The sequence below is a fragment of the Halorubrum saccharovorum DSM 1137 genome (assembly GCF_000337915.1).
In the GTDB taxonomy this organism is placed as follows: domain Archaea; phylum Halobacteriota; class Halobacteria; order Halobacteriales; family Haloferacaceae; genus Halorubrum; species Halorubrum saccharovorum.
On the sequence record NZ_AOJE01000020.1, the window covers coordinates 91,508 to 113,338 of the forward strand.

18 protein-coding genes are annotated in these 21,831 nt (G+C 69.4%); 13 read left to right on the forward strand and 5 right to left on the reverse strand.

Annotated features, from left to right (window positions below; genetic code table 11):
• Nucleotides 1–157 precede the first annotated feature (157 nt).
• From C471_RS06645 to C471_RS06660, 4 genes are all read left to right on the forward strand, one after another.
• On the forward strand, nt 158–1,510 hold the full coding sequence (locus tag C471_RS06645; RefSeq protein WP_004047310.1) for an alanyl-tRNA editing protein: 1,353 nt from the start codon (nt 158–160) through the stop codon (nt 1,508–1,510).
• Nucleotides 1,507–2,535, forward strand: coding sequence for an AIR synthase family protein (locus C471_RS06650; RefSeq protein WP_004047312.1), 1,029 nt, complete (start codon nt 1,507–1,509; stop codon nt 2,533–2,535). The genes C471_RS06645 and C471_RS06650 overlap by 4 nt, the downstream gene beginning before the upstream one ends.
• 97 nt (nt 2,536–2,632) lie before the next feature.
• The gene (locus tag C471_RS06655) at nt 2,633–3,832 is read left to right on the forward strand and encodes an acyl-CoA dehydrogenase family protein (protein ID WP_004047314.1); all 1,200 of its coding nucleotides are present in this window, start codon (nt 2,633–2,635) and stop codon (nt 3,830–3,832) included.
• Entirely contained in the window at nt 3,829–4,545 is a 717-nt protein-coding gene (locus C471_RS06660) for an HAD family hydrolase (RefSeq protein ID WP_004047316.1), read from the forward strand. The genes C471_RS06655 and C471_RS06660 overlap by 4 nt, the downstream gene beginning before the upstream one ends.
• Before the next feature lie 18 nt (nt 4,546–4,563).
• Here the strand turns inward: C471_RS06660 and C471_RS06665 are convergent, their stop codons facing one another.
• Nucleotides 4,564–4,845, reverse strand: coding sequence for a DUF5822 domain-containing protein (locus C471_RS06665; RefSeq protein ID WP_049909058.1), 282 nt, complete (start codon nt 4,843–4,845; stop codon nt 4,564–4,566).
• A gap of 142 nt (nt 4,846–4,987) precedes the next feature.
• Between C471_RS06665 and panB the strand changes: the two genes are divergently transcribed.
• From panB to C471_RS06680, 3 genes are all read left to right on the forward strand, one after another.
• A complete protein-coding gene (panB, locus tag C471_RS06670; RefSeq protein WP_004047320.1) occupies nt 4,988–5,794 on the forward strand; it encodes a 3-methyl-2-oxobutanoate hydroxymethyltransferase in 807 nt (268 codons plus the stop codon).
• 98 nt (nt 5,795–5,892) lie between these two features.
• Nucleotides 5,893–7,947, forward strand: a complete 2,055-nt coding sequence (locus tag C471_RS06675; protein ID WP_049909059.1) for a DUF460 domain-containing protein — start codon at nt 5,893–5,895, stop codon at nt 7,945–7,947.
• A 110-nt stretch (nt 7,948–8,057) separates the two neighbouring features.
• Nucleotides 8,058–9,044: a tyrosine--tRNA ligase gene (locus tag C471_RS06680; protein WP_004047322.1), complete on the forward strand. Its 987-nt coding sequence runs from the start codon at nt 8,058–8,060 to the stop codon at nt 9,042–9,044.
• 10 nt (nt 9,045–9,054) lie between these two features.
• Here the strand turns inward: C471_RS06680 and C471_RS06685 are convergent, their stop codons facing one another.
• Both C471_RS06685 and C471_RS06690 read right to left on the reverse strand, forming a co-directional pair.
• On the reverse strand, nt 9,055–9,825 hold the full coding sequence (locus tag C471_RS06685; protein ID WP_004047323.1) for an endonuclease NucS domain-containing protein: 771 nt from the start codon (nt 9,823–9,825) through the stop codon (nt 9,055–9,057).
• Nucleotides 9,826–9,906: 81 nt separating this feature from the next.
• A complete protein-coding gene (locus C471_RS06690) occupies nt 9,907–12,249 on the reverse strand; it encodes a DEAD/DEAH box helicase (RefSeq protein ID WP_004047324.1) in 2,343 nt (780 codons plus the stop codon).
• Nucleotides 12,250–12,414: 165 nt separating this feature from the next.
• Between C471_RS06690 and C471_RS06695 the strand changes: the two genes are divergently transcribed.
• The 5 genes from C471_RS06695 (at nt 12,415) to C471_RS06715 (ending at nt 19,996) form a co-directional block, all read left to right on the forward strand.
• Nucleotides 12,415–12,777, forward strand: a complete 363-nt coding sequence (locus C471_RS06695; RefSeq protein WP_004047325.1) for a TRAM domain-containing protein — start codon at nt 12,415–12,417, stop codon at nt 12,775–12,777.
• A gap of 101 nt (nt 12,778–12,878) precedes the next feature.
• Nucleotides 12,879–18,488, forward strand: a complete 5,610-nt coding sequence (locus C471_RS06700) for an LAGLIDADG family homing endonuclease (protein ID WP_004047326.1) — start codon at nt 12,879–12,881, stop codon at nt 18,486–18,488.
• Nucleotides 18,489–18,797: a DUF7854 family protein gene (locus tag C471_RS06705; protein WP_004047327.1), complete on the forward strand. Its 309-nt coding sequence runs from the start codon at nt 18,489–18,491 to the stop codon at nt 18,795–18,797.
• Nucleotides 18,798–18,848: 51 nt separating this feature from the next.
• A complete protein-coding gene (locus C471_RS06710) occupies nt 18,849–19,187 on the forward strand; it encodes a DUF7855 family protein (protein WP_004047328.1) in 339 nt (112 codons plus the stop codon).
• Entirely contained in the window at nt 19,184–19,996 is an 813-nt protein-coding gene (locus tag C471_RS06715; RefSeq protein ID WP_004047329.1) for a DUF7856 family protein, read from the forward strand. Before C471_RS06710 ends, C471_RS06715 begins: the two co-directional genes overlap by 4 nt.
• 1 nt (nt 19,997) lies before the next feature.
• Here C471_RS06715 and C471_RS06720 read toward each other — a convergent pair whose 3' ends face one another.
• On the reverse strand, nt 19,998–20,417 hold the full coding sequence (locus tag C471_RS06720) for a Rieske (2Fe-2S) protein (RefSeq protein ID WP_004047331.1): 420 nt from the start codon (nt 20,415–20,417) through the stop codon (nt 19,998–20,000).
• 120 nt (nt 20,418–20,537) lie between these two features.
• Between C471_RS06720 and C471_RS06725 the strand changes: the two genes are divergently transcribed.
• Nucleotides 20,538–21,536, forward strand: a complete 999-nt coding sequence (locus C471_RS06725; protein WP_004047333.1) for an ArsR/SmtB family transcription factor — start codon at nt 20,538–20,540, stop codon at nt 21,534–21,536.
• Between the two features lie 141 nt (nt 21,537–21,677).
• On the opposite strand, the gene C471_RS18185 is transcribed toward C471_RS06725, so the two are convergent.
• Nucleotides 21,678–21,831 (reverse strand): Fe-Mn family superoxide dismutase (locus tag C471_RS18185; RefSeq protein ID WP_004047336.1); only part of this gene is annotated, 154 nt, incomplete at its 5' end.

The window sequence follows — 21,831 nt, forward strand, 5'->3', positions numbered from 1 at the left end:
GGCGGTTCTCGGGAACTTGCTTATAAGCCGTTGAGACGGGACCGGCAGCGAATATCGCAACTCCCGGCCGCGACGGCTCGCGCGCCGACCGCACGTCTGTTTATAAGCGATCGCCGAGGCGCCCACCTATTTATCCGACCGCCACCACGGACCGCCAATGACTGCGTCACGCGCGCCGGCGGAACCCGACGTTCGGGAGTTCGAGGCGACGGTCGAATCGGTCGACGGCCGAGAGGTCGTCCTCGACGAGACGTACTTCTACGCCGAGTCGGGCGGCCAGCCGGCGGACCGGGGAACGATCGACGGGGTCCTCGTCGCGGACGTGACCGAGCGCGACGGCGAAGTGGCCCACGTTCTCGACGAGGGCGCCGAGACGCTTCCGGAGGCCGGCGAGACGGTCTCGGCGGTCGTCGACGACGCGTTCCGGACCTACTGCACCCGTGCGCACACCGCCTCGCACGTGCTCTACGGCGCGGCGCGCCGGACCTGCGAGGACCTCGGCTACGCCGGCTTCGACATCTCGGAGACGAAGGTACGCGTCGACCTGACGACCGCCGAGCCGCTCGACGACGCCGACCTCGTCGAGTTGGAGCGGCTCGCAAATCGGGCCGTCTGGGACTCGCTGCCGGTGTCGTGGGAGACGCTCCCCGAGGACGAGGCCCGCTCGCTCGACGGGATCGCGTTCAACACGAAGACGGAGGAGGGCGCGATGAGCGGGACCGAGGCGGTCCGGGTCGTGACGGTCGGCGAGCGCGGCGGGGAGCGCGACGAGGAGGACGGGGAACGCGACGAGGCGGGCGACGAGAGACGTGACGGAGCGCAGGAGAGCGGGAACGCGCCGACCTGGGACGTGGCCGCCTGCGGCGGGACCCACGTCCGGAACACGAGCGAGATCGGCCCGGTCTCCGTGCTGGACCGGTCGAACCCCGGCGAGGGCGTGACCCGCGTGGAGTTCGCGGTCGGGCCGACCGCGATCGACCACGAGGCCGCGGTCCACGCGGCGGCGCTCGACGCCGCGACCGCCCTCGACGCGCGGATCGGCGACCTCCCGGACGCGGTCGGCCGACTCCGCGATCGGGCCGACCGGCTCGAGGCCGACCTGCAGGCCGCCACGACCGACCTGCTCGCCGCGCGCCTGCGCGAGTTCCCGGCCGTCGAAGCCGACGCCGACGGCGCGACGTGGGCGGTCGGGACGGTCGACGACGCGGACCCGAACGACCTGCGCGAGCCGGCTCAGCGCGTCCTCGGGGAGGCGGGCGCGCCCGACGCGATCGCGGCGGTCGGAACGGGCGACGCGCCGTTCGTGGTCGCCGCGGTCGCGGAGGAGGCGGCCGGCGGGGGCGGCGACGGCACGTCCAGCGACGACGGGGACGCCCCCGACGCGGGCGCGGTCGTGGCCGCCGTCACCGACGAGTTCGGCGGCGGGGGCGGCGGCGGCCCGACGTTCGCGCAGGGCGGCGGGCTCGACGGCGACCCGGACGCCATCGTCGCGCGGCTCCGGGAGCGATGACCGGGAAACTCGGCCCCGAGGCGCTCGCGGAGGTGCTCGCGGCGACCGGCGCCGACGACGCCGCGGTCGACGTGGGCCCCGCCTACGGCGAGGACGCGGCCGCGATCGATCTCGACGGCGCGGAGTCGACTCTCGTCGTCGCCGCCGACCCGCTGTCGCTGGCGGCGGACGCGGTCGGCGAGCTGGCGGTCCACGTCGCCTGTAACGACGTGGCCGCGAGCGGCGCGGACCCGCGGTGGCTCACGCACACGCTCTTCCTCCCCGACGGCGACCCCGACCGCCGGCGGACCGTCACGGACCAGGTCGACGCGACCGCCCGCGACCTGGGCGTCGCGATCGTCGGCGGCCACACCGAGGTGTTACCGTCGCTGGAGCGCCCGCTCTGCTCGATGACCGCGCTCGGCACCACGGACCGGTTCGTGTCGAGCGCCGGGGCCGATCCGGGCGATCGCCTCCTGCTCACGAAGGGCGCCGGCATCGAGGCGACCGCGATCCTCGCGACGGACTTCCGCGAGGCGTGCGCCGAGGCGGGGGTTCCGGCGGAGACCCTCGACGCCGCCGCCGGCTTCCTCGACGAGGTGAGCGTCGTCCCCGACGCGGCCGCCGTCCGCGACGCCGCGACCGCCATGCACGACCCCACCGAGGGCGGCCTGCTGACCGCGCTGGTCGAGACCGCGAGCGCGAGCGGGACCGTCCTGTCCGTGGAGCGCGACCGAGTGCCGGTTCGACCCGAAACGGAGGCCTGCTGTGAGGCGCTCGGCGTCGACCCGCTGGCGACGTTCGGCTCCGGCGCGCTGCTGGCGGCTGTCCCCCCAGAGCGCGTCGACGAGGCGACCGAGGCGCTCGCGGGCGCGGGGATCGCGGTCGGCGAGATCGGCGAGGTGCGGGCGGCGGACGGCGGGCGAGGCGGATCCGAGGGGGCCACCGCCGACGACGGCGACGGAGCCGCCGCCGGAACGGTCCTCCTCGACGGCGACCGGATCGACGAGGCGCCGCGCGACGAGCTGTACCCGCTGTGGGAATAGCGCGCGGGTCCTGGACCCTGGGCGCGGCGCGTGGCGGGGTCGCCCCTCCCCACCCCCGATCGCTCACCTTTTTCAGTATGAGATCGAATCGGACGGTATGACTGGCGCACGCGTCGGCTCGTCGCTCACCGACGAACAGGAGGCGATCCGCGACCTCGTCCGCGAGTTCGCGGCCGAGGAAGTCCGACCCGAGGCCGGCGAGGCCGACGAGGCCGAGTCGTTCCCGGAAAACGTCTGGGACGGGCTCGCCGAGCTCGGCCTGACGGGCCTGACGGTGCCCGAGGAGTACGGCGGCTTCGAGGCCGACGAGACGACCTACGCGGTCGTCAACGAGGAGCTGGCGTACGGCCATCTCGCGGTCGCGACCGCCCTCTCCGTCCACTGCCTCGCGACTTCCTGTATCGCCGAGTTTGGGAGCGAGGCCCAACGGGAGCGCTGGCTGCCGGAGATGGCGGCAGAGGGACGCCCCGTCGGGATGTTCTGTCTCTCCGAGCCGCACGCGGGGTCGAACCCGGCCGAGATGTCGACGACCGCCGAGTACGACGCGGAGACCGACGAGTACGTCCTCGACGGAGAGAAGCAGTGGATCACGAACGGGGAGCGCGGCGGGGTCGCGATCGTCTTCGCGAAGGCCGTCGACCCCGACGCCGAGAAGGCGACGGGCGAGGGCGACACCGGCGACGCCCGCGGCTCGATCACCCAGTTCCTCGTCCCGGCCGACGCCGAGGGGTTCGAGGTCGGGAAGAAGGAGGAAAAGCTCGGGCTCCGGGCCTCGGACACGACCGGCATCTCCTTCGACGGCTGTCGGGTCCCGGCCGAGAACCGTCTCACCGAGGAGGGGAAGGGGCTCTCGGCCGCCTTCCGGACGCTCACCGGCGGCCGGATCGGGATCGCGTCGCAGGCGGTCGGGCTCGCGCAGGCCGCCTTCGACGAGGCGACGGCGTACGCCGCGGAGCGCGAGCAGTTCGGCGGCCCGATCGACGACATCCAAGCGATCCGCCACAAGTTCGCGGAGATGGCGACCGACATCTCCGCGGCCCGGCTCCTGGTTCGCGAGGCGTGCCGGCAGGCCGAGGCCGGCGAGGACAACCGCGTCGCGGCCTCGCAGGCGAAGTACCGCGCCAGCGAGACCGCGATGTCGGTGACCAACGAGGCCGTGCAGATCCACGGCGGCTACGGCTACACGACCGAGTTCGACGTGGAGCGGTTCTACCGCGACGCGAAGATCACGCAGATCTACGAGGGGACGACGGAGATCCAGAAGACGATCATCGCGCGGGGGGTGGTGGGCGAATGACGGCCGACGACGCGCGGGCGATCGAGACGGCCGACGACGCGCGGGCGATCGAGACGGCCGACGGCGAGCGAGCGGTCGAGACGGACGGAGACGCGCCCAAGAGCGCCGCCGGCGTCGTCCCGAGCGTCGACCGGCCGATCGATCTCGCCGCGTACGACGCCGTCGTCTACGACCTGGACGGCACCCTCGTCGAGCTCGCGGTCGACTGGGGCGCGGTCGCGGAGTCGGTGCTCGACGTGTACGCCGAGCACGCGATGATCCCCCCGACCGAGGAGCTGTGGGGTCTGCTCGAAGCCGCCGGGGAGTTCGGGATCCGCGACCCGGTCGAGGACGCCATCGCGGTCCACGAGCGGGCCGGCGCGCGCGACTCGGTCCTGCTCCCGCTCGGCGGGCGGCTGATCGAGGCCGTCGAGGAGATCGACGGTGCCCGGAACGCCCCTCCAGCGGGCGTCTGCTCGCTCAACTGCGAGGAGGCCTGCCGGGTCGCCGTGGAGACCCACGGGCTCGGGGGCGCGCTCGACCCGGACGCGATCGTCGGGCGCGACACGGTCGACACGCACAAGCCGGACCCGGAGTCGCTGCTCGCGGCGGTCGAGCGGCTCGGCGCCGAGCCGGCGCACGCGTTGTTCGTCGGCGACTCGCGGCGCGACGCCGTGGCGGCGGAGCGCGCGGGCGTCCCGTTCGCATGGGCGGCGGACCTGATCGACCGGTGATAGCGGTCGGGTAGGGGTTCAGTCGCCTGCGTCGTCGGGATCATCGTCCGCCTCCGCCACCCCGCCGTCGCCGGCGTCGGTGCGCCGCGCGTAGACGGCGACGGCGACGGCGGTGACGAACCAGATCGGGGCACCGACTCGGACGGCGAAGGCCGCGCGGGCCGGCCACGAGTCGAGGGTGACGAACGCGGAGAGGGCGGCGACGACCGGCGCGCCCACGAGGATGGTGACGACGAACGTCGTCTGCATCACCCAGCCGTAGTCGATCCCCTCGTACTCGGCCCGCTCGACAGGTTGCACGACGAGTCGTCCGTGGCGGACGTGCAAATCGGTGACGGTCCGCAGACGAGGGGAGAGGCGATCGGTCGCCTCCGAGGTTCCGGGGGCGACCGGACTTCCGGATTCCGGCGACTTTAACGGGTTGCCCGGCAGTGTACGAGCCATGACCACGACTCGGGGACTCCGGGAGGGCGACGATCCGATCACGATGCTGACCGCCTACGACGCCCCGACGGCGGCGGTCGTCGACGAGGCGGGGATCGACGTCATCCTCGTCGGCGACAGTATGGGCAACGCCGCCCTGGGCTACGACTCCACGCTCCCCGTGACGATGGCGGATGTCGAGAGCCGGACCGCGGCGGTCGCCCGCGCGGCCGAGGACGCGCTGGTGGTCGCCGACATGCCCTTCCTCTCCTTCGGCGTCGACGAGGCGGAGTCGGTGCGCAACGCCGGACTGCTCCTGAAGGAGGCGAGCGCCGACGCGGTGAAGATCGAGAGCGGCCCCCACACCGTCGAGATGACCCGGCGGATGACCGAGGTCGGGATCCCGGTGATGGCGCACCTCGGCTTGACGCCCCAGCACGTCAACCGTCTCGGCGGGTACACCCGACAGGGGACCGATCAGGACGCCGCCGAGGAGATAATTGACCTCGCGGGCGCGCACGCCGAGGCCGGCGCGTTCGCGCTCGTGTTGGAGCACGTCCCGGCGAACCTCGCGGGGGCGGTGACGGAGGCGCTGGAAATCCCGACGATCGGTATCGGCGCCGGTCCGAACTGCGACGGGCAGGTGCTCGTGATCAACGACGCGGTCGGGTTCGGCGAGTGGTCGCCCCCCTTCTCGGAGCAGTTCGGCGACGTGCGCGGCGAGATGCTCGACGCGGTCGCGGCGTATCGCGACGCGGTGGAATCCGGGGCGTTCCCGACCGAGGAGCACTCGCACGTCCAGTCGGATCTCGACGACCTGTACTGAGGAGCGCGGCGATCCGCGTCGAGTCCCGCCTCCGAGCGCCGCGCCGAAACCGCCGCACCCGGCGTGGAGTATATACGCGACAACTACCTACACCACGTGTGACTACCCGGACGATCCGCGCCCGCGACCGGCCGGTGTTCGGCGTCGACGTGCACAGCGGCGACGTTCGCGGCGACGACCCCTCCTACGCCCTCGTCATCCTGGACCCCGTCGACGAGGACGACCCGGACGCGCCCGACGCGGACGGGCCGATGGCGCGGGTCACCCGCGACGTGGTGTCGTTCCGGAAGCTCTGCCGGCTGATCGACGACCGCGAGCCCCTGTACGTCGCTACCGACAACGCCTACGAGCTGGCGGCGGACAAAAGCGAGCTCGTGGGGTTCCTCCGATCGCTGCCGGACGGCACGCGGCTGGTGCAGGTGACCGGCGCGGAGCGCCCGGAGCCGCTCTCGCGGGTGGCCTCCAGACACGGGATCCCGTACGGGAAAGAGCCGATGAAGGAGGCGGAGGCGTCGGCCCGGCTGGCAGCGGCCAACGTCGGCCACGAGGTGACCGCCTTCACCGACGAGACGCGGGTGAAGGTGTCTCGCGGGCGCTCGACCGGGAAGGGCGGGTGGAGCCAGGACCGCTACACCCGGCGGATCCACGGCAACGTCCGGAAGCGGACCCGACAGGTCCAGTCGAAGCTCAAGGAGGCGAACCTCGACTTCGAGCGCGACGTGACCGAGAAGTACGGCGGCTACGCGAACGCGACGTTCGCGGTCGAGGCGCGCCCCGAGGACATTCCGGTGTCGAACTCGCGCGCCGGCGACGTGCGCGTCGAGGTCGAGCGCGAGCGCCGCGACGGGATCGAGTACGAGCCGCTCGTGCAGCGGCGCGACCGGGTGATCGTCGGTATCGACCCGGGGACGACGACCGCGGCCGCCGTGGTCGGGCTCGACGGCACCGTCCACGCGCTCTACTCCTCGCGGACCGCCGACACCGCCGACGTGACCGAGTGGATCATCGAGCAGGGCCGCCCGATCATCGTCGCCGCCGACGTGGAACCGATGCCGGAAACCGTCGAGAAGTTCCGGCGGTCGTTCGACGCCGCCGGGTGGCGGCCGACCACCGACCTCCCGGTCGACGAGAAGCTCCACCGGACCCGCGAGACCAACCACGCGAACGACCACGAGCGCGACGCGCTGGCGGCGGCGCTGTACGCCTACGACGACCACGAGGACCAGTTCGAGCGCATCGCGGCGAAGACCCCGCCCCGGCTCGACCGCGGCGCGGTGATCGCCGGCGTCGTCGCGGGCGGGTCCTCGGTCGAGGCCGTCATCGAGGATCTGAGAGACGACGAGAGCGGCGGGAGTGACGGGAGCGGCGACGCGGACGCCGACGAGACCGATCCCACCGAGTCCGAGCGCACCGAGGAGGAGGAGACGATCCGGCGACTCCGCGATCGCGTCGACCGGCTGGAGTCGCACGCGGAGTCGCTGGAGGAGGACCTCGACGAGCGCGACGAGCGGATTTCGGAGCTGGAGGGCGAACTGGAGGAGGCGAAACGCGAGGAGCGCATCGAGGCGCGGAGCCGGCGCGCCGTCTCGCGGCTCGAACGCGAGACCGACCGGCTGGAGCGCGAGCGTGACGAGGCCCGAGAGCGGGTCGCGGAGCTCGAAGGGAAAGTGGAGACGCTGAAGGAACTGTGGCGGCTCGACCACTCGAACTTCCACGACGTGGCCGACGACCGGGGGCTCGTCAGCGTGAAGGTCGTGGAGCAGTTCACGCTCGACGCCATCGAGGCCGCGGACGAGGCGTACGGGCTCGTCGCCGGCGACGTGGTCTACCTCCGTGACGCCTCGGGCGCGGGGCGCCGGACCGCCGAACGGCTGGCGGAGACGGAGCCGCGCGCCGTGATCCGCGACGGGAACCTCTCCGACGTGGCCGATCAGGTGCTCTTCGATCACGACGTGCCGGTCCTCCCGGCCGACGCGGTCCCGGTCCGCGAGGTGGACGAGCTGGCGGTCGCGAGCGAGGAGGCCGTGGCGGCCGCCGTCGACGACTGGGAGCGACGGGCCGAGCGGCGGCGGAAGGCCGAGAAGCAGGAGCACCTCGACCGGATCATCTCGGAGCACCGGGCGGGGCGGACGCTGCCGGAGACCGAGGAGTAGGGGAGAAGGCGGACGGGAGGTCTGCCGGACCGTCCGCCGGCCACCTCCTACTCGCCATCCGTCCGCACGCATCCAGAAGTCATATGACCGACAACCGCGCAGTCGGGAGTATGGACGCTTACGAGCGGATCACCCGGAACGCGGCCGAGGTGGTCACCGAGGAGGAGATCGAGGCGCTGGCCGACGACCCCGACGGGAAGCGGGCGTACGTCGGCTACGAGCCCTCGGGGGTCCTCCACATCGGGCACATGCTCACCGCGAACAAGCTCATCGACCTCCAGGAGGCCGGGTTCGAGGTGACGGTCCTGTTGGCCGACGTGCACGCCTACCTCAACGACAAGGGGTCGTTCGAGGACATTCGACACACCGCCGAGCGCATGCGCGACCAGTTCATCGCGTACGGGCTCGACGAGTCGAACACGCAGTTCGTGCTCGGCTCCGACTTCCAGCTCGACGACGATTACACGCTGGACCTCCACTCGTTGGAGCTGGAGACGACGCTCGCGCGGGCCGAGCGCGCGATGGCCGAGATCACCTCCGGCGACTCGGTGAAGGTGTCGCAGGCGGTGTACCCCCTGATGCAGGCGCTCGACATCCCGTACCTCGGCGTCGACATCGCGGTCGGAGGGATGGAACAGCGCAAGGTCCACATGCTCGCGCGCGACGTGCTCCCGAGTATCGACCGGGAACCGCCGACGAGCCTCCACACCCCGCTGATCGCGGATCTGGGAACCGGCCGCGGGAAGATGTCCTCCAGCGAGGGCGTCACCATCTCGATGGAGGACTCCCGCGAGGACATCGAGTCGAAGGTGAACGACGCGTACTGCCCGCCGACGGCCGACCCCGAGCCGACCGACGACGGCGAGGCGCGGGAGAACCCCGTCTTGCAGGTGTTCGAGTACCACGTGTTCCCGCGGTTCGACGCCGTCGTGGTCGAGCGCCCCGAGGAGTACGGCGGCGACCTGAAGTACGAGACGTACGACGCGCTGGAATCCGATCTGGAGTCCGGCGAGCTCCACCCCGCCGACGCGAAGGGCGCGCTCGCGGAGTACCTCGACCGGCTGATCGCGCCGGGGCGCGAACAGCTCGCGGAGTAGGCGGCTTCAGTCAGTTTCCGCGCTGTTTCTTCCCTCCCGCCGCGTGTCCCTCGTGCTCGCAGCTCCCGTCCAGGCAGCCGCGACCGGCGGCCGTCTCGAAGATCGGGAGTCCGCAGTCGCACTCGTCGACGACGACGCCGGAGGGGATCGAGAATGAGGTCTCGCACTCCGGACGGTTTTCACACGCGAGATAGACGCGGCCGGGCGCGGATTGGACGGCGAGGTCGCCCTCGCAGTCCGGGCAGTCCCAGACCCGGTCGAACCGATCGCTGACGGCGGCCTCCATGGGATCGCACGCGGGGTCGAGACAGAGGTGGAACGGCTCGCCGCGCTCGATCCGGATCTTCGGGAGCCCGCAGTCGTCGCAGACCCCGTCGGTGACGCTCGCGCCCGCCGGGAGCCCCCACCGCTCCTCGCAGTCGAGACAGACCACGTCGCCGCGCGAGCGCACGAGCACCCCGCCGTCCGCCGGGCAGGTGCCGACCGGGAGCCCGGCTTCGGTGATCGGCAGAGCGCGACTCGCGGTCGCCTCCTCGGCGACGACCCGGAGCCGGCGGGCGCCGTCGCGGGCGGTGACCGAGAAGCCGTCGCCGTCGCCCTCGACGACGACGGAGTCCGGACGGGTGAGCCACGCGACCGGCTGGTAGCCGTCGGCGTCGTGGACGAGCGTGGTGTCGTCGGGCTTGATCAGGACGACGACGCGCCCGCGGTGGGTGCGGGAGCGGTCGCCGCGCTCGGTCACTCGGCAGTCGCCTGCGAACACGCGGAGTCGTTCGGGCATACGTCGGGTGGCGCGGGATGGGTGAAAAGCGGTCGGAGCGTGGGTTTATGCGGGATGTAGAGCGGTCCGCCGACCGAGCACCTACGCCACTCGAACCGTCCGCGTCGCTCTGACGGGCATCAGCGGCAGGTCGGGGAAGACGACCTCGACGACGAACTCCAGCTCGTCGGCGTCCGGCGGGCCGAACACGCCGACCGGGACCGTCGTCTCGCCGTCGAGGTACGTCGTCGTCGCGGTCATCTCCACGTCGTTGACGGTCACCCGGATCCCCGCGCGGGCGCTTCCGGAGACGGCCGCCACGGTGACCTCGCACATTTCGTTTTCGCCGACGGCAACGGTGTCGGGGAAGTCGCCCCAGTCGACGTCGACCCGGGGGCAGTCGCGGGCGGCGTCGACGATGCGCTCGGCGACGGAGCCGCTCAGGCCGGCGTTTTCGAGTTCGTTCGCCCCGGCGTCGACGGCGGCGGCGGGGGAGGTGAGCCCGGCGTCCGCGAGTCGCTCGGCGCGGCCGGAGCCGACCCCGTCGATCGCGGTGAGCGCGACCGCCTCGCGGGAGACGCCGTGCTCGACGCGCGCCTCGACGCGACACGCGAGGTTGGCGGCGCGGGGGCCGGCGAAGCGGTCGAGGAACTCCGAGAGCGCGGCGAGCAGGCGGAGCGCGTTCTGCCGGATCACCCACGCGTCCGAGCGCAGGTCCGAGGGGATCGAATCGGCCATCCCGGCGAGCAGGATCGCGAACACCTTGCGGTGGCCGTCCTCCAACTCCGTGTCGCGGCCGTCGAGGATCCGGTCGATCGCGTCCGACTCGGCCGAGCGCGCCGAGACCGAATCGAACTCGCCGGCCGACGCCACGGTCTCCAACACCGAATCGACCGTCAGCGTCTCGCGGTCGGCGAGCCGACGGAAGCGGCGGGCCGTGTCGAGCCGGAGGTAGTACTTCGAGGCGAGGCGTCCGAGCGCCGTCGGCTCGATCGCGAGGTCGTCGTCGGCCGCGACGAACCCGTCGTCGACGAGCGATTCGAGGGTGTCGCGGACGCGGTCGCGGAGGGTGCCGAACCCGTACTCGTCGGGCTTCGACTCGGCGCGGACGTAGTAGAAGGTCGTCTCCAACCACTCCATCACGTCCTCCAGCCCGCGGATCGTCCCCATCGAGATCTCGGCGTTGAGGTGCGACTCCAGTTCGGCGGCGAGCCGCGACTCGATCTCTTTCCCCTCCTTCAGCAGTTCGCGGTACTTGTCGGCGTCCGCGCGGTCGCAGACCACCCACCCGTACCCCACGTCGTCGTAGCCGGGACGACCCGCGCGCCCGAGCATCTGGAGCACGTCGAGCGGCGAGATGTCGGTCTCGCCCTCCAACGGATCGTGGTACTTCGTGTCGCGGATGACGACGCACCGCGCCGGGAGGTTCACCCCCCACGCGAGCGTCGACGTCGAGAAGAGGAACTTGATCTTCCCCTGCTTGAACCACTCCTCAACGCGGTCGCGGTCCTCCTTCCCGAGCCCGGCGTGGTGGAAGCCGACGCCGTCGGTGACCGACTGCCGGAGGGTGTCGTTGGTGAGCTCTTTCGCCTCGTTGTGGAAGTCGTAGTCGCCCCGCGAGTCGATCGGGATGTCGCGGTCGGTGATCTCGTCGCGCGCCTTCTTGGCCGCCTGCACCGTGTCCTGCCGCGAGGAGACGAAGACGAGCGCCTGCCCGTCCTCGCGCACGTGCGGCTCGGCCAGGTCGAGCGCGCGGTAGAGCCGTCGGTACTTGTCGGCGAAGGCGTTCGAACCGTGCGAGTACGTCTTCACGCCGGTCTCCAGATCGACCGGGCGGTACTCCTCGCCGAACTCGTAGGTCGTCTCCGCGGGCGCGTCGAGCCACTCGGCCACGTCCGCGACGTTCGGCATCGTCGCCGAGATCGCGACGACCCGGGGGTCCTGCAGGCGGCGGAGCCGCGAGACGGTGACTTCGAGCACCGCGCCCCGCTTCTCGCTGTCGAGCAGGTGGACCTCGTCGATGACGACGCAGTCCACGTCGGTGATGAAGGAGTATCGCCCGGAGTCGTGTTTGCGGGTGGCGCTGTCGGCCTTCTCCGGCGTCGTCACGAGCACGTCCGCGCGCTCCGCGCGGCGGGGGTTCAGGTCGCGCTCGCCGGAGACGACGTACACGGAGTAGCCGAGCTCCTCGAACCGCTCCCACTCGCTCTCCTTCTCGTTGGTGAGCGCGCGGAGCGGCGCGACGAAGAGCGCGGTTCCCCCCTCCGAGAGCGTCTTGCAGATCGCGAGCTCGGCGAGCGCGGTCTTCCCGGAGGCCGTCGGCGCTGAGGCGACGACGTTGTGATCGGTCTCTAAGATCCCCGGCAGCGCCTCGCGTTGCATCCGGTTGAACTCCTCGAACCCGAAGGCGTCGGCGAACTCCGGCACCGCGTCCGCGACCTTCACGGCGGACCACGCCCGTGGGCGACTCGACGGCGACCGAGAGTCGTTCGCATCACGTCGAACGGGGGGCTTCGAGAGCAAAGGCGTTTCTCATGCGGTCGGCCCGACGGAGCCGATCGGGAGCCGCCGACCCCGAGCGTTTACGTGACCACGGGTCGACCGCCCGGTATGTTACCGTCGTCGCCGGTCGTCATCGGTGCCGCCGCCGTGATCGCACTGCTCGTTCTGTTAGTCGTCGTCCGTCGCCTACGCGCCCCGTCCTCGGAGGCGCGCGAGTCGAAACGCGCCCACGACGCCGCCCAAGAGCGCGAACCGCCGGTCGAGATCGGCGAGACGTACGAGTTCGGCGTCACAGAACTCACCGACCACCACTCGGGCGAGGAGGTCGCCGTCGGTAAGGTCGAGGGGTTCGTCGTCTTCACCGAGGACATCCCCGGCGACGTGACGAAAGGCGACGTGATCCGCGCGAAGGTGCTCTCGTTCAACGACGGCCGCACCTCCGCGGACGCGACGTTCGTGACGAAGGCCTGACGCGGAACCGCACCGCCCGGCACCGATCGGTTTTCGCCGACACGGATCACCTCCGCTCCGAGCATGAGGTTCATACGTGGTGGCGCCGAAGTGGTTTCGTAATGGCTCAGGCCGGGAATCAGGACCTCACGGAGCGGTTCATTCAGTTCTACCGTAACTACTACCGTGAGGAGATCGGACAGCTTGCGCAGCGATACCCCAACGAACAGCGCTCGCTGTACGTCGAGTACGACGACCTCTACCAGTTCGACCGCGACCTCGCCGAGGACTTCCGCACGAAGCCGGAGCAGATGCGCGAGTACGCCGAGGAGGCGCTGCGGCTCTACGACCTCCCCGCAGACGTCAGCCTCGGGCGCGCGCACGTCCGGATCGAGAACCTCCCCGAAGGCATCGATATCCGTGGCATTCGGGTCCACGACGACCACATCGGAAAGCTCGTCTCGATCAAGGGCATCGTCCGCAAAGCGACCGACGTGCGTCCGAAGGTGACCGAGGCCGCCTTCGAGTGCCAGCGCTGCGGCACGATGACGTACATCCCCCAGAGCGACGGCGGCTTCCAGGAGCCCCACGAGTGCCAGGGGTGTGAGCGACAGGGGCCCTTCCGCGTCAACTTCGATCAGTCGGAGTTCATCGACTCTCAGAAGCTCCGCATCCAAGAGTCCCCCGAGGGGCTCCGCGGCGGCGAGACCCCCCAGAGCATCGACGTCGACATCGTCGACGACATCACCGGCGAGGTGAGCCCCGGCGACCACGTCACCTGCGTCGGCGTCCTCCACATCGAGCAGGTCGAGCAGGGCAACGAGAAGTCCGCCATCTTCGACCTGTACATGGACGGCGTCTCCATCGCCATCGAGGACGAGGAGTTCGAAGACATGGACATCACGGAGGCGGACAAACGCGAGATCATCGAGCTCTCCAACCGCGACGACATCTACGACGCGATGGTCGACTCCATCGCGCCCGCCATCTACGGCTACGAGGAGGAGAAGCTCGCGATGATCCTCCAGCTGTTCTCCGGCGTCACCAAACACCTCCCCGACGGCTCGCGGATTCGGGGGGACCTGCATATGCTCCTTATTGGCGACCCTGGTACCGGAAAGTCACAGATGATCAGTTATGTAGAGAATATTGCTCCGAGATCAGTTTATACTTCGGGTAAGGGATCATCCGCTGCAGGGCTGTGTGTCACCGGCGATACGAAAATACACACTTCAGACGGGTTCGTACCGATCCGCGAGATCGCGACAGAGTACCATCCGAAACCGGTCGATGTGGAGACGAGTAGCACCGCAGAGCACGATCTCTACACCTTCGATCGAGCGTCTGGAAGGATCGACCTCGCCGAGAGTTCCCACGTCTGGCGGATGCCGGAGAAGCCGTGTCGGCGAATCGAGACCGCGCACGGAAAGGATCTCGAAGCATCTGTCAACACGCCCGTCCTCGTCTGCGACGAGAACGGGATCGAGTGGAAGTCGATCTCGGACGTCGACGCTGGCGACCACATCGGGGTACCGAAGTACACCGACATCGATCGTTCGTCCCCACCAGTCGGTGAGTACGTCGAATTCACGGAGGAGAAGATCAAGCCGACGGCTGAATCGGTTGAGTTCCTTCGCGGCGAACTCACGGACGAGTTCGGAACGCTCCGCGACGCCGCGGCCGAACTCGGCCTTTCCGAGGACTTCGTGTACGACACGCTCTCAAACCGACACATACCACTCGATAAATTGGACACGGTTCTCGCAGCGATCGGTACCGCTATCGATGATATCGACATCGATCGTGTGATGCTTCGCCACGGCAGCGGTGTTACGATACCCGATGAGTTCGACGCGGATCTAATGTATTTGATCGGACTCGTCTTCGGCGACGGTGACGTGATGGTTTCCCGTCGTGGTGGAAATCGCGGTCACGTCCGTATCTCGAACTCCGACGAGGAGCTGCTGGAACGTGCCGCAGACATCATCGAGACGAAGTTCGGCAAGTCTGTCGATATCGAGTATCAGGAGGATCGTGTCCCCTGTGTTCGCCTTCACAGTGCGACGGTTGCCCGTTTCTTCAGCAACGTCGGCGTCGAGTCGCCAAAAGACGATATCGCCCTCGATCCGAAGCTCACGACCGCCGAACACGCCGACGCCTTCCTACGGGGCCTGTTCGACGCTGACGGATCCGTGTGTGGACGCGATAACGGCGGATCCAGCGTTCAGTTTTCGACCGTCTGTAGCGAACTCGCCGAGCAGGTTCAGCTGATGTTGGAAACGTACGGCGTACGGTCTCGGACACGCGAGCGCGATCGCCGCGGGACCTACGAACGTGCCGACGGCCACGAGATCGAGTCGACATCGGTTCAAACGCATCTAGCGATATATGGGAAAGAGGTCGATCGGTTTGCCGGCCAGATCGGATTCCGGTCGACGAACAAGTCCGGTGCGTTGGACAAAATTGTCAACGACGCACCTCGACGCGGCGAATTTCTGCCTATCGGAAGTACTCTCGCTCGTACCGATGGAGGCGCAGGTAAATACTGGCAGAATCTGAACCGTGGCGAGGACCCGAGTCGCGAGCGGACTCTCTCGATGATCGATGACCTCGATCTCGGCGACGTTGGCCCCGACGTAGAGGAGGTAGCCAACGCGGATCTCGTCTGGGACGAAGTCGTTGACACCGAGGACACCGGCGAGAAAGAGGTGTTCGACCTAACGGTTCCGGACACGCACAACTTCCTCGGGAACGGACTCGTGACACACAACACCGCTGCGGCCGTGAGAGACGACTTCGGCGACGGACAGCAGTGGTCGCTCGAAGCCGGGGCTCTCGTCCTCGCAGACAAGGGGATCGCCGCGGTCGACGAGCTGGACAAGATGGACTGCGTCACGGGCGACACCCTCGTCACGCTCGCCGACGGCCGCGTGGAACGGATCGACGAACTGGCGAGAGAGGCCGCCGAAGACGGCGAGATCGAGGAGCTCTCGAACGGTCGCCGCATCCGCGACGTCGACCTCGACGTCTGGTCGATGGACGAGGAGGGAGAGCTGGTCGAGCGTCCCGTGTTCTCGGTCCACGAGTACGACGCACCCTCGGAGCTGACCCGCGTGACGACGGAGACCGGCGAGTCGCTGACGGCGACGGCCGACCACCCGTTCTTCGTCCTGGACGACGGCGAGCGCGTCGAGCGCGAGGCGGCCGCGCTCGACGCGGGCGACTGGGTGTACGTTCCCCGCGAGATTCCGACGAAGGCGGCCGACGGCGGAACGATGGCCGCGAACGGCGGCGATCGGCCGGCTGCCGAGCCCGTCGACGACGAGGGAGTCGACCCCGCGACCGCGAGCGTCCTCGGGTACCTCTCCGGCGACGGGAACGTCTACTACGACCGCGACGAGGGCGTGTACGGCGTCCGGTTCACCAACGCGGACGACGAACTGCTGGCTGACTTCGAGCGAGCGGCGCGGGCGACGTTCGGCTCGGAACCGAGGCGTCCTCCGAGCGAAAAGCGTGAGACCGGCGTCGAGACGGTCCGCGTCACCGGAAAGGAGCACGCCGACGCCGTCCTCAACGCCGGGATGAGCCTCGGCCGATACGACGAGAAGTGCTTCCCGACCGCCGTGTCGGCCGGAAGCCGCGCGGCGAAATCGGCGTTCGTCCGCGCGCTGGCCGACAGTGAAGGACACGTCGACGAGTCGGCCGGGAACGTTCGGATCGCTTCCGCGAGCCGGGACCTGCTGGAGGGCACGCAAACCCTCCTCTTACAGTTCGGCGTGTCGAGCCAGCTCCAGCATCGCGAGCGAGACGAGAGTCGAGACGTGTACTACCTCACGGTGACCGACGCCGACTCGCTCGCGGCGTTCCGCCGCGCTATCGGGTTCACCGCCTCTCGAAAGGCGGAAGCGATCGACCGCGTCGTCGACGCCGCCGACGGCGACCGCACAATTCTGGACGTGATTCCGGAGATCGACGGCGTGCTGTCGGAGTGTCGCGAGTCGCTCCGGCTTCACCAGAGCGAGTGCGGACTCGACGCGGTCACGTATCACGACTTCGAGAGTGGAACGGCGAACGTGTCGCTCCACCGCGCCCGCCGGGTGCTCGCCGCGTTCGAGGACAGATTGGAGGCGGCGACCGCGGACCGATCGATGCTCGGCGACGATCCGTCGTGGGAGACTCTCTCCGAGATGCGCGGCCGGTACCACGTGTCGCAGTCCGAACTCGCGGAGGGAACGGCGCTGTCACAGCAACAGATCTCCCGCGGGTGGGGCGAGAGCGACGAGGTTCACCAGATAGTGACCGACCGACTCCGAGAGACGCTCGTTGCGGTCGAGGAGACCGATCTCGGTAGCCTACGGGAGTTCGTCCGCGGAGACGTGAAGTGGCGCCGGGTGGAGTCGGTCGAAACTGTTCCCCCGGAATCGGCCGAACACCGCAGCGAGGTGCTCCGGCAGCGGCTCGCTGACGTTCTCGGCGGCCCCGTCGAGAACGTTGAACAGCGCGCACGGAGCCTGATCGAACGCGGTCCGGTCGGAGACAAGAGGGTGGAGTTGGCGTCGGCGCTGGAGGCATACGGCGTCAGTCAAGGGGATGTCGCGTCGTCGCTCAACGTGGATCAGGCGACCATCTCGCGGTGGCTGTCCGGTGCCGTTGAGACGGGCCGACTTGAGGACCTACGAGACGCGATCGCGAGCGAAGTGGACGCCGTCAAGGCGGAGCTCCGGTCGATCTTGGCCAGAATCGAGGACGGACGGACCCCGAAGGTGTACGACCTGACAGTCGAGGAGACGCACAACTTCGTCGCGAACGGCGTGGTCGTTCACAACTCCTCCGACCGCTCCGCGATGCACGAGGGCCTCGAACAGCAGAAGATCTCCGTCTCGAAGGCGGGGATCAACGCGACGCTGAAGGCGCGGTGTTCCCTGCTCGGCGCCGCGAACCCCAAGTACGGCCGGTTCGACCAGTACGAGCCGATCGGCGAGCAGATCGACCTCGAACCCGCGCTCATCTCGCGGTTCGACCTGATCTTCACGGTGACGGACAGTCCGGACCCGGAACACGACTCCCGGCTGGCGAAACACATCATCAAGACGAACTACGCGGGGGAGCTGAACACCCAGCGCGAGGAGCTGGCGAGCTCGGAGTTCACGCCGGAACAGGTCGCGGAGGTGACCCAAGAGGTCGCGCCGGAGATCGACGCGGAACTGCTTCGGAAGTACATCGCCCACGCGAAGCGCTCCTGTTACCCGACGATGACGGAGGAGGCGAAGGACCTCATCGAGGAGTTCTACGTCGATCTGCGTTCGAAGGGCGCCGACGAGGACGCGCCGGTTCCTGTCACCGCCCGGAAACTGGAGGCGATGGTGCGGCTCTCGGAGGCGAGCGCGCGGGTCCGTCTCTCGGACACCGTCGAGCGCGAGGACGCCGATCGGGCGACCGACATCGTCGAGTCGTGTCTCAAGGACATCGGCGTCGATCCGGAGACCGGACAGTTCGACGCCGACGTGGTCGAGACGGGTACCTCGAAGAGCCAGCGCGACCGCATCAAGAACATCAAGGGACTCATCGCGGACATCGAGGAGGAGTACCAGGAGGGCGCGCCCGTCGAGGAGGTGCTCGACCGCGCCGGCGAGATCGGGATGGACCCGGGGAAGGCCGAACAGGAGATCGAGAAGCTCCGGACGAAGGGCGAAGTGTACGAGCCCAAGCAGGGCCACCTCCGAACGACGTAGATGGACCGGATCTCCGCGATACGGAACGTCGAGGACGCGCTCCGCGCGTTCGAGAACGGCGACGCCGACCTCGCCGACACCGAGCGACGCGTGGCTGCGGTCCTCCGGACGTACGCCACCGAGTTCGACGGCGACGGCGACGTGTTCCGTGCGGTCGGCGAAGAGCCGGTCGACGGGACGATCGTGGTCGCGCCCTCGGCGCCCGCGGCGCGGGAGCGAGTGCTCTCGCTTACCGGCTCCGATCGTTTAGAGTATCAGACAGAAGATGAATCCGACTCTGTCCCCGAATTCGACGTGGAACGAGTGTGATCGCCGTACCGGTTCGGAACCGATAAGTTCCGGAGCCGATCAGCCGCGTTCGTGCTGCTGGTCGTGACGTATTCGGCGGCTGCTCGCACCGGCCTCCGGAACCTGTGCCGCCGCCACGAAGAGGCCGTCGCGCGGCGATTCGGACGCGCGGCGCTGCTCGACGGGACGGTGTACGCCGCGTTCCTCGCGCTCCGACTGCGCGAGTCGTACGGCGGAGACGTACAGATCGAGCGGACGGAGCCGTTCAACGAGTTCGTCGCGCTCGACGAACGGGTCCGCGAGGCGGCAAGCGCGTACGCGAACCGCGACGCGAAGTCGACGCCGTACGCCGCGTTCGCCGCCGGGACCGACCATCCGGACCCGGACTCGATGCGAGGCGACGAGCTGTGAGCGGTGCGGACGGACGGTGCGATCGAGAGGGGTCCGGCGAAGCGCCCGAAAGCGACGCGACCGCCGTCGCTCCCGGGCCGGAGCTTCCCGAGCCGGACGCCGTGATCGGTCGCGTTCCGACGGGAGAGAGCCTCTGGCGTGAGCTCGCGGCGGCGGCCCGGACGCGCGGTCTGGCGTCGTCGATCGGAGACGAGCTGATCGAGATCCGCGACGCGCTCGCCGCGATAGAGGTCGAGCCCGTGGATCTCGACGCGGCCCGGCGTCGGGTCGCGGCCGCGAGCGGCGAGGAGGAGCGGCTGAAGGAGCGGGTCGCGGCCCTCCGCGGGGGCGTACAAGCGCGCCGGGAGATCGAGGCGGAGACCGAGGAGGCCCTCGGCGACCTGGAGTCGGCGGCCGCGGAGCTGTCGGCCGCACAGAGCGATCGTATCGCGGCCGAGCAGGCGCTTCACCGCGCCCGCGAGCGAGCCGCCGACGCCCGCGACGCCCGCGAGCGACGCCTCGAGCTCCGGGATCGGCTACGGAACCGGCGCCGAGACGCGCGCCGAGAACTCGCGCGCGAGGTGTACTCGGCGTTCCGCGACGCGCTGTCGGTCGTTCCGGGCGCCGATCCCACCGACGCCGGCGCGGATCCCGGGGCGTACGACGGCCCGCCTCTCGCGGCGTCGCTGGCGGCGGTCCGGATCGCAGAGATCGACGGACCGGTCGTGCTCGGTTCGGGGGCGATCAGGTGGATCGCCACCCGCGGCGGCGCGGTGCCGGAGTCGGTGATCGACGCGTCGGTAGTCCGGCCGTGTCGGCGGTCGCAGTAGGTTAAAACGAGATGTGTGAAGTCGATCCGGGACCGTCGTCGCCGTCGTTCACGCCGCCGTCGTGGAGGTACTCGTAATGCTCGTCGGTGAGCAAGACTGTGTCGTCCTCGACCGCGATATCGACCCCGGGGAGCGCGGTTCCCGACGCCTGGCCGTTGTCGCACTCGCCGGAGCAGGCGTCGAACATCGACCCGTGCCGCGGACAGATGATCTCGCCGTCGCGGATCGCCGCGCCGCGACCCGTGTCGAAGCGCTGGTCCTCGTGCGTGCAGTTGTTGACCCACGCCCTGACGCCGGGGTCCTCCTCGCACGGGACGAGGATGACCTCCGTCTCGTTCCCGAAGGCGTCCGCGGCGGTGAAGCGGTACGAGCCGCTCGCCGGGACCTCGGTGCGGTCGGCGATCGGGGTTGCGTCCGACATGGGAACGGCGTAGGGGCGTCCGGTCGAAAAGCCTGCCGACCGGTTCGGCCTTCGGCCCGCGTCGAGTTCGGGATCGGCCCGTTCGATGGGTTTTATCCGACTGTACCGCGTGGGTCCGGTGTGAGTCAGTTCGATCGGACCGCCGGCGCGGACACGGGAGCGGAGACCGACGCGGCCGTGGAGACTGACGCGGCCGTGGAGACTGACGCGGCCGCGGAGACCGACACCGACACCGACGGCGACCTGACGCCCGCCCTCCGGACGGAGTCCCGAGTGCTCCCCGCAGAGGTGTTCGCCACGCTCGGCAACGACACGCGAGTCGACATCCTGCGCGCCCTCCTCGAACTCGGCGCCGACGAGGAGCCCGTGAGCTTCACCGATCTCTTCGAGCGGGTCGACATCGACGACAGCGCCAACTTCAACTACCACCTCCGCCAGCTCACCGGCCACTTCGTCAAGCGGAGCGACGACGGCTACGAGTTCCGATACCCCGGACGTAAGGTCGTCAGCGCCATCTTCACCGGGACGCTCACCGATCGCGCGCAGGTCGGGTTCTTCCCGGTCGAGGGGTCGTGTTACGACTGCGACGGCGACCTCCACGGCTGGTACGTCGACGACACGCTCACCGTGGGCTGTGCCGACTGCGGCACGATTCAGGTGAGCTACCCGTTCCCCTCCGGCGGGCTCGACGACCGCACGACCGACGAGCTGTTGCAGGCGTTCCACCACTACGTCCGCCATCACTACTGCCTGGCCGCGGACGGGGTCTGTCCCGAGTGCACCGGCGCGGTCGAGACGACGCTCGTCCGCGATCCCGACGACGAGGACCTCGACGTCGCCGTCGAACACGTCTGCGGGCGGTGTAACTACCGGCTGCGGTCGACGGTCGGCGTCACGCTCTTGGACCACGCGGAGACGCTGCTGTTCTTCTCCGAGCGCGGCGTCGACCTGAACACCGAGCCGTTCTGGGGGTTCGACTGGTGCGTGAGCGACGAGCGGACGACGGTCGTCTCCGAGGACCCGCTCCGGGTCCGGCTCTCGCTCCCCTGCGGAGGCGACGAGCTTCAGGTTGTCGTCGATGAGTCGGTGAACGTGGTGGAGACGACGCTGATCGAGTGAGTGGGAGAGAGTAAGCCGGCATACGCGTCGCTCGCGGAACGAAAGCACCCGCCGAGCGGGCCGAACGAGCCGGCGGGTGAAAGGTAGAATACCTCGCTGGATCGGCCGAATCCGGACCGATCGAATGCCCGTCGAGGTTCGTTACTCGAACAGCTCGACGGCCTGCTCGTAGCGGGTCGCGGGCTCGTCCCAGTCGACGACCTCGAAGAAGTTGTCGACGAACTCGCCGCGGGCCGGGCCGTAGTCGTGGTAGTAGGAGTGCTCCCACACGTCCAGCGCTACGATTGGGTGACCG

What these genes read in the sequence shown, in the direction of transcription:
- C471_RS06685 (WP_004047323.1), bottom strand. Translation starts at nt 9,825, where the DNA reads ATGCCCGAACGACTCCGCGTGTTCGCAGGCGACTGCCGAGTGACCGAG.
- C471_RS06645 (WP_004047310.1), top strand. Translation starts at nt 158, where the DNA reads ATGACTGCGTCACGCGCGCCGGCGGAACCCGACGTTCGGGAGTTCGAG.
- C471_RS06680 (WP_004047322.1), top strand. Translation starts at nt 8,058, where the DNA reads ATGGACGCTTACGAGCGGATCACCCGGAACGCGGCCGAGGTGGTCACC.
- C471_RS06660 (WP_004047316.1), top strand. Translation starts at nt 3,829, where the DNA reads ATGACGGCCGACGACGCGCGGGCGATCGAGACGGCCGACGACGCGCGG.
- panB (WP_004047320.1), top strand. Translation starts at nt 4,988, where the DNA reads ATGACCACGACTCGGGGACTCCGGGAGGGCGACGATCCGATCACGATG.
- C471_RS06695 (WP_004047325.1), top strand. Translation starts at nt 12,415, where the DNA reads ATGTTACCGTCGTCGCCGGTCGTCATCGGTGCCGCCGCCGTGATCGCA.
- C471_RS06705 (WP_004047327.1), top strand. Translation starts at nt 18,489, where the DNA reads ATGGACCGGATCTCCGCGATACGGAACGTCGAGGACGCGCTCCGCGCG.
- C471_RS06700 (WP_004047326.1), top strand. Translation starts at nt 12,879, where the DNA reads ATGGCTCAGGCCGGGAATCAGGACCTCACGGAGCGGTTCATTCAGTTC.
- C471_RS06650 (WP_004047312.1), top strand. Translation starts at nt 1,507, where the DNA reads ATGACCGGGAAACTCGGCCCCGAGGCGCTCGCGGAGGTGCTCGCGGCG.
- C471_RS06655 (WP_004047314.1), top strand. Translation starts at nt 2,633, where the DNA reads ATGACTGGCGCACGCGTCGGCTCGTCGCTCACCGACGAACAGGAGGCG.
- C471_RS06720 (WP_004047331.1), bottom strand. Translation starts at nt 20,417, where the DNA reads ATGTCGGACGCAACCCCGATCGCCGACCGCACCGAGGTCCCGGCGAGC.